The 10,226-nt window shown below is 36.9% G+C and carries 14 protein-coding genes and 1 tRNA gene; 12 read left to right on the top strand and 3 right to left on the bottom strand.

Annotated features, from left to right (window positions below; genetic code table 11):
• The 3 genes from AMDU4_RS07830 to AMDU4_RS07820 all read left to right on the top strand — a co-directional run.
• A partial coding sequence (locus AMDU4_RS07830; RefSeq protein ID WP_290704614.1) for a hypothetical protein occupies nucleotides 1–476 on the top strand: 476 nt, incomplete at its 5' end.
• A gap of 250 nt (nucleotides 477–726) precedes the next feature.
• Nucleotides 727–900, top strand: coding sequence for a hypothetical protein (locus AMDU4_RS07825; protein ID WP_021787444.1), 174 nt, complete (start codon nucleotides 727–729; stop codon nucleotides 898–900).
• A gap of 294 nt (nucleotides 901–1,194) precedes the next feature.
• Nucleotides 1,195–1,530 (top strand): DsrE family protein, encoded by a 336-nt coding sequence (locus tag AMDU4_RS07820; RefSeq protein ID WP_021787443.1) that lies wholly within the window; start codon nucleotides 1,195–1,197, stop codon nucleotides 1,528–1,530.
• Between the two features lie 33 nt (nucleotides 1,531–1,563).
• On the opposite strand, the gene AMDU4_RS07815 is transcribed toward AMDU4_RS07820, so the two are convergent.
• The 3 genes from AMDU4_RS07815 to tpiA form a co-directional block, all read right to left on the bottom strand.
• Nucleotides 1,564–1,636: transfer RNA gene (locus tag AMDU4_RS07815), tRNA-Gly, on the bottom strand.
• Nucleotides 1,637–1,959: 323 nt separating this feature from the next.
• A complete protein-coding gene (locus tag AMDU4_RS07810) occupies nucleotides 1,960–2,625 on the bottom strand; it encodes a hypothetical protein (RefSeq protein WP_021787442.1) in 666 nt (221 codons plus the stop codon).
• 4 nt (nucleotides 2,626–2,629) lie between these two features.
• Nucleotides 2,630–3,280 carry a triose-phosphate isomerase gene (gene tpiA, locus AMDU4_RS07805; RefSeq protein ID WP_021787441.1) on the bottom strand — a complete coding sequence of 217 codons (651 nt, stop codon included), beginning with the start codon at nucleotides 3,278–3,280 and terminating at the stop codon, nucleotides 2,630–2,632.
• A gap of 237 nt (nucleotides 3,281–3,517) precedes the next feature.
• Between tpiA and AMDU4_RS07800 the strand changes: the two genes are divergently transcribed.
• The 9 genes from AMDU4_RS07800 to aroF are packed head-to-tail and all read left to right on the top strand — an operon-like array spanning nucleotide 3,518 to nucleotide 10,224.
• On the top strand, nucleotides 3,518–4,771 hold the full coding sequence (locus AMDU4_RS07800; RefSeq protein ID WP_021787440.1) for a TrpB-like pyridoxal phosphate-dependent enzyme: 1,254 nt from the start codon (nucleotides 3,518–3,520) through the stop codon (nucleotides 4,769–4,771).
• A complete protein-coding gene (locus AMDU4_RS07795; RefSeq protein ID WP_021787439.1) occupies nucleotides 4,768–5,142 on the top strand; it encodes a tryptophan synthase subunit alpha in 375 nt (124 codons plus the stop codon). Before AMDU4_RS07800 ends, AMDU4_RS07795 begins: the two co-directional genes overlap by 4 nt.
• Nucleotides 5,120–5,503 carry a tryptophan synthase subunit alpha gene (locus AMDU4_RS07790; RefSeq protein WP_021787438.1) on the top strand — a complete coding sequence of 128 codons (384 nt, stop codon included), beginning with the start codon at nucleotides 5,120–5,122 and terminating at the stop codon, nucleotides 5,501–5,503. The genes AMDU4_RS07795 and AMDU4_RS07790 overlap by 23 nt, the downstream gene beginning before the upstream one ends.
• Nucleotides 5,496–6,467 (top strand): anthranilate phosphoribosyltransferase, encoded by a 972-nt coding sequence (trpD, locus tag AMDU4_RS07785; protein ID WP_021787437.1) that lies wholly within the window; start codon nucleotides 5,496–5,498, stop codon nucleotides 6,465–6,467. The genes AMDU4_RS07790 and trpD overlap by 8 nt, the downstream gene beginning before the upstream one ends.
• Nucleotides 6,464–7,063 carry a hypothetical protein gene (locus AMDU4_RS07780; protein WP_021787436.1) on the top strand — a complete coding sequence of 200 codons (600 nt, stop codon included), beginning with the start codon at nucleotides 6,464–6,466 and terminating at the stop codon, nucleotides 7,061–7,063. Before trpD ends, AMDU4_RS07780 begins: the two co-directional genes overlap by 4 nt.
• A complete protein-coding gene (locus AMDU4_RS07775) occupies nucleotides 7,041–8,192 on the top strand; it encodes a chorismate-binding protein (protein ID WP_021787435.1) in 1,152 nt (383 codons plus the stop codon). Before AMDU4_RS07780 ends, AMDU4_RS07775 begins: the two co-directional genes overlap by 23 nt.
• Nucleotides 8,170–8,730, top strand: coding sequence for an aminodeoxychorismate/anthranilate synthase component II (locus tag AMDU4_RS07770; RefSeq protein WP_021787434.1), 561 nt, complete (start codon nucleotides 8,170–8,172; stop codon nucleotides 8,728–8,730). Before AMDU4_RS07775 ends, AMDU4_RS07770 begins: the two co-directional genes overlap by 23 nt.
• The gene (locus tag AMDU4_RS07765; RefSeq protein ID WP_021787433.1) at nucleotides 8,727–9,440 is read left to right on the top strand and encodes an indole-3-glycerol-phosphate synthase; all 714 of its coding nucleotides are present in this window, start codon (nucleotides 8,727–8,729) and stop codon (nucleotides 9,438–9,440) included. Before AMDU4_RS07770 ends, AMDU4_RS07765 begins: the two co-directional genes overlap by 4 nt.
• Nucleotide 9,441: 1 nt before the next feature.
• The gene (gene aroF / locus AMDU4_RS07760; protein WP_021787432.1) at nucleotides 9,442–10,224 is read left to right on the top strand and encodes a 3-deoxy-7-phosphoheptulonate synthase; all 783 of its coding nucleotides are present in this window, start codon (nucleotides 9,442–9,444) and stop codon (nucleotides 10,222–10,224) included.
• The last annotated feature ends 2 nt before the right edge of the window (nucleotides 10,225–10,226 follow it).

Below are 10,226 nucleotides of genomic sequence, written 5' to 3'. Positions count from 1 at the left end.
TTATTAATGTCCCAGATGGATATTTAAATGTTTATCCATGTATAACGTTATATAAAAATAAATCCATAGAAAATAAAGGTGAATTTAATTATTTAAATAATACAGGAATATTAAATGATAGCATATCAATAAGTGGTTATATGGAATTAGAATACCCAAATTCTAACTGCATAAAAATCGTGCATGGAAATGTGTGCGGTGAGTCTTCACGCTTATTTATAAATAACACACAAACCTCAAAATATAATTTTGGTAATATAAAAGTAAATAATAAAAATTCCACATTAAAAATAATGATAATTATGAACACAAAAAACAAAAATATAAAAAATATAGATAATTATTCATATAACATCAATGCAACATTAAAAAATTTGAAAATAATTGATAAAACACATGGCTATTTCCATTATATGGATTATCTGAATGGAAAAACTTATTATATAAAGCCAGAGATTAAAATACTTAATGTGTGACTTTACACATATCTGATACAATATCCTTAGAAACACTGAATTATACTAGATTTTTCACTCTAATAGTCGGGGTACAGTAGCAAATATTTCAGAGACTATTGAGAAGGGGCTCAATGGTATTGTACTGAAAAGCTATGGTGCAGGTTCCACTCTATATACTGTATATTCACCAGAAAATTGCATTCGGAGATACTGTAAACTTTATCGTGGGACATAAGGGCAATAAAAAGTGCATACGTTATTCTCACTTATGGCATATCTCTTTGTTGCAATCATATACAATGAAATTTATTTACATAATGAACCTGTTTCCCCTATATCCATAGTAGGATACCTGATTGATACAAATCTCAACTATGCAGCAAGGGGAATGAGTGTAACAATAGACTGGAACGTAAATCAGGCATCTCCGAGTTCATACTGAAAACAATGAGGCTGGAAAGCATGATAAAGTATTGATGCGCCCACACCATAATATTTGAAAAACGTTAAAAAATGCTATTCTGTGAGCAACGAAACTAAAATTGATGTGAAGTCATGATATATAAATTATATTTACAATAAAAATTGTCCAATTAATTCCACATGCCCGAGTGATAAAGTGGGTAGATCAAGACCTGTAATTTATAAATACGTATAATTATGTACACAATCAGTGGTTATGCATCAGAAAAGTTGGTTAGAGAAAACACTAAATATCTTTATATAATTTTTAACAATGTATAATGTAATTATAAACGGAAATGATTATTCCATGGCAAATACCATTCTAAATCAGATTAAAAACCTTAAGAATTCTATGCCTGATGCCAATATAGAAGTGGTATTCAACAGGTCTGCGGTAAAAACACTTCTTAAGGGAAGCGAATTCATCCCTAAGGTTAAAGAGATTATTGATTCTGGTGTGAAAATAAATGCGTGCAAAAACACTTTAAAAGGGATGAAATTAAGCGAGGAGGATGTTGATAGGGATGCAGGAATTGGAATAGTACCTGCTGCAGTGGAAGAGATAATAAAGAAGCAGGCCGAAGGATACTATTACCTGCAATTATAAATCTATCTAAATCCTGGAAAATAAAAAAATAAGTGCAGGTGCCGGGATTTGAACCCGAGTCGAAAGCTTGGAAGGCTTCCGTGCTACCAGGCTACACCACACCTGCTCAATCCTTAAACACAAATGTATTTATGTATTTTTCTATTATTTTTTACTGATTATTTTTGTTAAACTTATATTTATTTACAATTCAACCTGCCAGAAATATAACCACTGAGTTTACGATGCGGATGAATTTTTGGAAAGAATGTTGAAATATTATTCCTATAGAAGTTAATTTGGGAAATGAGAGAAGTACTTAAATAAGGCTTTAAGTCTGATGAAGATTCCTATATACTCAAAGGATTTAATATAAGTTCATATGTAAGTATAAGTTTTGCCAGTGAAAGAGGAAGCCTCTATACCCTGGCATGAGATGGCTCACAATAATTATATAGAATATTCAGCAATTATTTTGATTTCCGTATGGGTTGATACACGGGAGGTTTCGTTTACATAAATAGTGTTAACTGTATGTACCGGCGATGGGGCAGTGACGTTAAAGTATACATATCCCGTACTACGATTGTATGTATTAGGTATAAGGTTACCATGTTCCTCTATTGTGATATTTGTTATGTTATACTTATAATCAGTGTAATACCTTAAACTGTAATTATCTCCGGTTGCAAGCTCATATTCTTTATCTGTTTCACTTAGTTTGGTCCAGTTGCCATTATGCAAGTACTCAAGGTTTATTACCTCAGGACCAGAGGCAACATGAAGTGGTGGGTTCAGGGCGATAATCCAGAAAACAAACCATGTAATTATCAGTTCAAGATACATCAGCAATTTATGGGATGTCTGCTTTGGAATCGCTATTTTAAATAACTTTACGAGGTTTCTTAAAAAGTATATTACTGCTATTATCAATATTATGGCAAGATACCAGTAACCGTAAATTTCAAGTTCACCAGATAGAAGCCCTATCAGTGCGCCAGTTATAAAAATAAGCATTATGGCCTTTGCTCTTTCCCTCTCATAGGATAAGTATTCTCTTTTATCGAATTTTGGTTCTTCAAACAATGGTTCTTCATTTTTCTTGGGAGTTGCCATAGGTCTACCTGTTATTCGATAATGAAACTAACATATTTATTGGTTTCGTATTTCTTATAATTCCAGAAGCTATTAAAACTCCAGAAGCGCCCAAATCCATAGATACTTCTATATCTTTTCTGGTCTTTACCCCGGCACCAACAAGAAGTTTTGTTTTCCCATTACATGCCTTTGCTGCCTGGGCTATTATTTCCGGCTTCGCAGATGATACTGATACATTTCCTCCAATAAGCTCTGGAGGTTCATAAGCTATGTATGTGGGTTCCAGATTAGAGTATTTTTCTACTTCATGAAGATCCTCAACACACAGAACTATTTCAAAATCCAGTTTTTTTGATTTTTTAACGGTTTCCTCTATTGTTGTGCTTCCTATCCTTTTTTCGGAATGGTTCAGAAGTGATCCCTTTATACCTATGTCGATCATAGATTCCATAGAAATTGATCCGGTATACGCACCATAACTGTTTGAATCAACGTGTTGTCCAAAAATTTTCAGTGAAGGAAATGATTTTTGCAGCCAAAGATCCGTAGGGGATATGCAGTAATATAAACCGTTCTGGTTCCTTATGGAATTAAAATCGTTCAAAAGTTTCTCCGAATTTTTTCCAACGGCATTGTCATAATGCTTAAAGTTGATAAATATCTCGGGTTCCATAAGTGTATATTGCAATTAGGGATATAATATTATAAGATAATTGTTATTACATTTCCACATACATACAATCTATTTATAAAAAAACCTGCCATAATCCGATGCGTAATTAGTAGTGATTTCATCGTTCCTGAATTATTATTTTATTTGCAGGCATATTAATATACAGGTAATAATTTAAATATAAATACATTTATAATAATCAATAATGCTTAAATAATACGTATTAATGTAGATATTATGATTACAACAATGAATAAAGAAATAATGCCAGACAAATGGTACAATGTAGTTCCTGATCTTCCTGAACCATTGGCGCCGCCAAGAGATTCAAAAAATGATATTTCATCAATAAACCTGCTCAATAAAATTTTACCTAAGGAGGTTTTAAAGCAGGAATTCACCTTCAGACGGTATGAAAAAATTCCAGATGAGGTTATGGATCAATACGAGCAGATAGGGAGGCCCACACCTCTTGTAAGGGCACGAAACCTTGAAAAAAAACTGAACTATTCTGGAAAGATATATTATAAGTATGAGGGTGCAACAGCAACAGGTTCTCACAAGATAAACACAGCAATACCCCAGGCATATTATGCCATGAAGGAGGGTGTGAAAGGTGTGACAACTGAAACCGGTGCAGGTCAATGGGGATCGGCTACTGCACTTGCAGCCTCGCTCTATGGACTGCCAGCGCAAATTTTTATGGTTAAAATAAGCTTTGAACAGAAACCTCTAAGAAAAACTGTCATGAACCTTTACAATGGAAATGTAGTTGCAAGCCCCTCTAATCTGACAGCATATGGAAGAAAGATGCTGAAAGAACATCCAGATACACCTGGAACACTGGGAATTGGCATTAGTGAAGCTGTTGAGTATGCACTTGATAATGATTATAGATACATGGTTGCAAGCGTAATGAACGTAGCACTTACACACCAGAGCGTTATAGGGCAGGAGGCAAAGAAACAGCTTGAACTGATAGGCGAGCATGCGGATGTATTAATAGGGTGCGTTGGTGGTGGAAGCAATTTCGGTGGCTTCACCTTTCCGTTTATTCCTGATGGTGATGATACAGAAATCATAGCAACAACTGCAAATGAAGTACCAAAGTTTTCCAAGGGTAATTACAAATATGACCTTATGGACTCGGCTGGAATTCTTCCAGAGGTCAGAATGTATTCCCTTGGAGCTGATTTTGTGCCCCCCACAATTTATGCCGGGGGATTAAGATACCATGGTGCATCACCGTCTTTATCACTACTGATCAATAAGGGCAGGATTAAAAGCGATGAGGTTTCTGAGGAACAGGTAAAAGATGCACTTAAAATATTTGCAAACACCCAGGGAATAATAGCAGCACCTGAATCTGGCCATGCCATTGCAAGTATGATAAGTTATGTAAAAGCCCACAGAGACGAGAAAAAAACCATTGTTGTGAATGTCAGTGGGCATGGATATCTTGACCTTTCTATATTCGGTGAGAAAAAATGAGGAACCTTATACCATATTTTACCCTTGGATATCCAGATAATGAAACGTTAACACATTTTCTTGATATAATACCAGCTGATAAGATAAATTATATAGAATTTGGATTTCCCTCAAATGATCCACGATATGATGGCCCAGTAATCAGAAAAACACATAATGTGGGGAATAGCAATTTTTCCGATGAGGTATACAGTAAATATTTTGAATATTTCCACAAAAAGAACATAAAAATGTATTCCCTGTCATATTACTCTGATATAAGGAACCGGTTTGACAGTTTTATTGATTGTCTTCAGGAAAGAAATTTTTCGGGCATAATAATACCTGACCTGATTATAGATTATTTCAGTGAGGGGAAAGAAAATAATTAACAAATTAACTGAAAAAGGTTTTGAATATATACCATTTTTCTCTCCAGCCACACCGGATTCTATAATAAAGGACATAGCTTCCATAACAAATTCATGGATTTATTACGGATTACAGCCATCCACCGGTATTGATATACCATATGAACTGGACTACACGACTGAGAGGATAAATGAATTATTGCCAGGAAGGGAAATTACATACGGATTTGGGATCAAAACAGATGAGGATATAAAAAATCTCATGAAAAATGGTGGGTCAGGTGTGGCAATAGGAACATACCTAGTAAAGATGATCGACACAAATGATGAGAAAGGATTTGTGGATTATATAAACAAAATGAGAGGTGTTCTTGATGAGTAATACAGGTTATACAACCAGAAACAGTGAGATTATGACTGCCAGAGACACCATGAAAAAAATTATTGACCGTCCAGACAGTGAGAAGATTGCATTCCTTACGGAGATTCATAACAGGGGCGAAACACCGGCTGAAATTGCGGGATTCGCCATGGCACTGAGGGAAATGTCAACAATCAAAGTGAGATACCCAAAATTAACGGATGTTGTTGGAACCGGCGGGGATGGAAAAAACACTGTGAATGTCAGTACGGGAGTCAGTATATTGCTGGCATCTATGGGAATAAAAACGGCTAAACATGGAAATTTTGGGGTTACAGGCCACCATGGCAGTGCGGACTTTATGAAATATATGAGCTATAATTTCAAAATGGATGAAAACACGATTCTAAATAATATTTTGAATAAAAATTACGTTTATATTCTTGCACCAGAGTTCAACAAAAGCTTCGCAAAATTTTCATCTGCCCGCAGGCAGCTAAGTTTCAGAACTGTATTCAATATACTGGGCCCACTGACAAACCCACTTAATCCAGAACTAGTTGTGCTTGGAACATACAGTGAGGAACTCGCTAAATTGTATTCAGAGGTGATAATGGAGGAGGGAAAGAAAGGTTTTATTGTACACGCATCCGATGGCATGGATGAGCTGTCACCAACAGTTGCAAGCACACTTTACATGGTAGATGGCGGTGTCAAAAAGCAAACAGTTGATCCGGAAAATATTATAGGCCGGCATATAAAACTTGAAGATATCTCAACACCAGATCCAGTTAAAAGCTTTGAAATGTTGCTTTCTGGACTTTCAGGAAAAAACAAGGATGTTGCAGGATTTATTGCCCTAAATGCGGTTCCGGCAGTGATGTTGAATGGCGTCCGTAGAAATTTTGAGGAAGCATACGGCATCTCCATGGATTACATAGAAAGTGGAAAGGCCATTGAAAAACTGAAGGAGGTGTGCCAATGAAAGTTAAAATTTGTGGCATAACAGGAATCGGTGACGCCGATTACGCTATTAAGAGTGGAGCTGATTTCGTAGGAGTTATACTTGATCCTAAGATTGGACGCCATGGTAGCCAGGAATTGATAAGAGAAATAAAGACTAAGCACCCGGATTCAAAGATTGTAGGTGTATATACCTCCATGCCTGAACAGGCAGGTTATGAGGATTATATACAGTTACACTTCATTCACTCTGCTGCGGATGTTGAGTTTGCCAGAGAAAGGTTCCATAAAAATGTTATTTCTGTAATAGATTTCCATGAAGAACACATAAGGGAAAAAATAGCGTCACATATAGACGCCGGGGCAGAATATGTTCTGCTTGAGGATCGAACTGGAATCGCAAAAAGAAAGGAACAGCTAATAGAATTTCCCCTGAGCAGAATAGGCATTGCAGGAAAAATAGATTCAAACAATATAGGGGAACTCCTTGAGATACATCCGGATTTGATAGATGTGAGCAGTTCCCTGGAAGAATACATTGGAAAGAAATCATACCAGAAGATGGATATATTTTTCAGAAAAATCGGTGAATATCATGTTGTTAGACAGAATCAGTGAATTTGAAAATAAAAATTTTGCCTACTTTTGCAAATTCGACGATGAAAGGGCAACTGGAAGAGAAAGGCTTTTTATTTCCAGCCAGGACCCGGTAAAAATATACAACAATGCAATTGATCATATGAATAACCAGTTTCTCAGTATAATACAGGGTGGATTAAATGTTCCAATTATAGTATCATATGATTTCATTGACGATATCTATCCTGATATTAAACTGAAAAGATCCATGTGGCCAAAGATCTCATACATAATACCAGATAATGAATTGACTGGCACATACAGAAGAGAGAAAGAACAAACGACAATGGTAAAAGATGGGTTCAGTGATGAGGCACTGGAAGCTAAAATAGGAGATGCCATTGAAAGAATAAAGAAAGGAGATCTGCTTCAGATTGTCCTGTCACGTAGGTTTGATCTGGGCAAATATGACCCCCTATATATATTAAAAAAATTTCTGATGAATGACAGGTCTCTTTATGTTTATTACTATAAATTCGGTGACATGGAAGTAATAGGGAGCTCTCCTGAAAACTTGCTTTCAGTTGAAGATGGTACAATAACTATTTACCCGGTGGCTGGAACAAGAAAAAGAGGCAAATCTGAATCGGAGGACAGGTATCTTGAGAACGATCTGAAAAATGATGAAAAAGAGCTCCTGGAGCATAGAATGTTAGTAGATCTCGCCAGAAATGACATTGGCAGGATTTGTTACCCCGGAACAGTTGAAGTCATGCGTTCAATGGAGATCAGGAAGTTTGCAAGTGTAATGCATATAGTTAGCACGGTTTCAGGAAAACTGGAATCTTCCGGCCCTGGAGATATCCTAAAATCCGTATTTCCTGCCGGAACAGTGAGTGGTGCACCCAAGAAAAAGGCAATTTCACTGATAAATGAATATGAAGATTTGCCCCGTGGTGCATATGCAGGTGCACTGGGCATAGCTGGCAATGGAGAAATGGATCTTGCGCTTTTAATCAGGAGCATGTTCAAAATAAATGGTGAGAGTTATACACAGGCCGGGGCTGGCATAGTAAAGGATTCTGTTCCTGCCAGCGAAGTTGCAGAGATTTACTCAAAAATTTTAACGGTAACAGGGGGAATATATGAAAAAAATATTGATTATTGATAATTATGATTCCTTTGTTTATAACATATACCAGTATGTAAGTTCGCCTGATGTCCATGTAGATGTGAGGGAAAACAATAATCTAAAGGATATAGAACAATATGATGGTTATATAATATCTCCGGGGCCCGGAAATCCAGAAAATATTGACGATCGCGGAAACCTCTATGAATTTATAGATAATAACAGGGACTCCAAATTCCTTGGAGTGTGTTTTGGCAACCAGATACTTGGATATTATCTTGGAACAAGCATAGTTTTATCCAGAAGGCTAATGCATGGACAGCCGGATATTATAGTCCATGGTGATTCATTCCTCTACAGGAACATACCGGAAAAGTTTACTGCCATAAGATATCATTCCCTTGTACTGCAGGGGAGCACGAAAATAATTGTGGATGCCTTTTCAGAAACTGATGGAGAAATAATGGGTTTCCATTCAAAGGATGGAAAATTTTTTGGTGTCCAGTACCATCCTGAAAGCTTTTATTCAGAGTATGGGAAGCAGATATTCAAAAATTTTGTAGATGCCCTATGATAGTCGATGACATATACAGCAAGAACCATGAAAGGAAGCTTCTAGAGTTTAATATGCGGGAAAGGGGAACCATAAGCCTAAAAAAGGCATTAACTGAGAGCCATAATGGCCCTGGAATTATAGCAGAGTATAAAAGGAAATCTCCATCAGGTTTCAGCAATAAATTCAAAACTGATATACTTAAATACTTTAATAGTATACAGAGAACTATCGCTGGAATCAGTATTTTAACGGAGCCCCAATACTTTGGTGGTAACCAGTTAGATGCCATGTCCGTGCAATGCTATAACAAGCCAATCCTGATTAAGGATTTTATTTCCGGTGAAAGGATGATAAAATCTTCATATATGGCCGGTGGTGATGCCTACCTGCTCATATGTGATTTCCTGGACTATACCATGATAAAGGAACTGGTGCTGTATGGAAAAAAGCTAGGAATGGAGGCTCTGATTGAAGTGCATGATCCTGAGAGTGTAAAGAATATATTCCCGGATGAGAACGTGGTCCTTGGATATAACAGAAGAAATCTCAAAACATTAAGGATGGAGGACAATTCCATGGAAGTATATGACAAACTCAAGTCATACGGCCTTCCAATAGTACTGGAAAGCGGAATAACATCGGAAAATATCAATAATTTACACATAGAAAAATACCAGGGATTGCTGATAGGGTCATCCCTGCTTTCCGGCGATGTGATAAGGTGGTAACATGGTTGATATAAAAATAAATGACGATTTAAGACTTACAGATGATAAATTCCTTATGATAGCAGGCCCATGCTCTGTTGAAAGTGAGGAACAGATTATTAGCGTTGCAAAGGATTTGCGAAGAATAGGTGTTAATGTCTTGAGAGGCGGGGCATTCAAGCCAAGAACATGCCCGGATTCATTTCAGGGACTTGGAGAAAAGGGGTTAAAGTTACTTGCAAAGGCCCGTGAGGCCACAGGCATGGCAATTATAACTGAGGTTATGGACATAGAAGACCTTCCGCTGGTGGAGGAATATGCAGATATTCTGCAGATAGGATCCAGGAATTCACAAAATTTTTCACTGCTTAAAAGAATAAGCAAGCAGGATAAACCAGTACTTTTAAAAAGAGGGTTCGGCAATACAGTGGATGAGCTTATAGCCTCTTCAAAATATCTTTCCATGAATGGAAATAAAAAAATCATGTTTTCTGAAAGGGGAATAAGGACATTTGAACAATCCACAAGGTTTACGCTTGATATATCAGCTATTCCTGTTCTTCATGAAAAAACAGAATACCCGGTGATAATAGATCCAAGCCATCCTGCCGGTGTAAACAGATACGTTGAGCCCCTTGCCCTTGGAGGCACGGCCGCCGGAGCAGACGGGCTTATGATAGAAGTCCACCCCGATCCATCCAAAGCCCTAAGCGATTCTGCACAGCAGCTTACAGTGCCTCAGTTCAGGAATCTTTACACAAAGGTCAGGGATATAAATGCAGTTCTGGGAAAAACAATGATGTGATA

This window comes from Ferroplasma sp. Type II (genome assembly GCF_000496155.1).
Note: the sequence above shows the minus strand (reverse complement) of the source record. Positions and strands in the feature narration are given on the sequence as shown.

What these genes read in the sequence shown, in the direction of transcription:
- AMDU4_RS07825 (WP_021787444.1), top strand. Translation starts at nt 727, where the DNA reads ATGGCATATCTCTTTGTTGCAATCATATACAATGAAATTTATTTACAT.
- AMDU4_RS07820 (WP_021787443.1), top strand. Translation starts at nt 1,195, where the DNA reads ATGTATAATGTAATTATAAACGGAAATGATTATTCCATGGCAAATACC.
- AMDU4_RS07810 (WP_021787442.1), bottom strand. Translation starts at nt 2,625, where the DNA reads ATGGCAACTCCCAAGAAAAATGAAGAACCATTGTTTGAAGAACCAAAA.
- tpiA (WP_021787441.1), bottom strand. Translation starts at nt 3,280, where the DNA reads ATGGAACCCGAGATATTTATCAACTTTAAGCATTATGACAATGCCGTT.
- AMDU4_RS07800 (WP_021787440.1), top strand. Translation starts at nt 3,518, where the DNA reads ATGATTACAACAATGAATAAAGAAATAATGCCAGACAAATGGTACAAT.
- AMDU4_RS07795 (WP_021787439.1), top strand. Translation starts at nt 4,768, where the DNA reads ATGAGGAACCTTATACCATATTTTACCCTTGGATATCCAGATAATGAA.
- trpD (WP_021787437.1), top strand. Translation starts at nt 5,496, where the DNA reads ATGAGTAATACAGGTTATACAACCAGAAACAGTGAGATTATGACTGCC.
- AMDU4_RS07780 (WP_021787436.1), top strand. Translation starts at nt 6,464, where the DNA reads ATGAAAGTTAAAATTTGTGGCATAACAGGAATCGGTGACGCCGATTAC.
- AMDU4_RS07775 (WP_021787435.1), top strand. Translation starts at nt 7,041, where the DNA reads ATGTTGTTAGACAGAATCAGTGAATTTGAAAATAAAAATTTTGCCTAC.
- AMDU4_RS07770 (WP_021787434.1), top strand. Translation starts at nt 8,170, where the DNA reads ATGAAAAAAATATTGATTATTGATAATTATGATTCCTTTGTTTATAAC.
- AMDU4_RS07765 (WP_021787433.1), top strand. Translation starts at nt 8,727, where the DNA reads ATGATAGTCGATGACATATACAGCAAGAACCATGAAAGGAAGCTTCTA.
- aroF (WP_021787432.1), top strand. Translation starts at nt 9,442, where the DNA reads ATGGTTGATATAAAAATAAATGACGATTTAAGACTTACAGATGATAAA.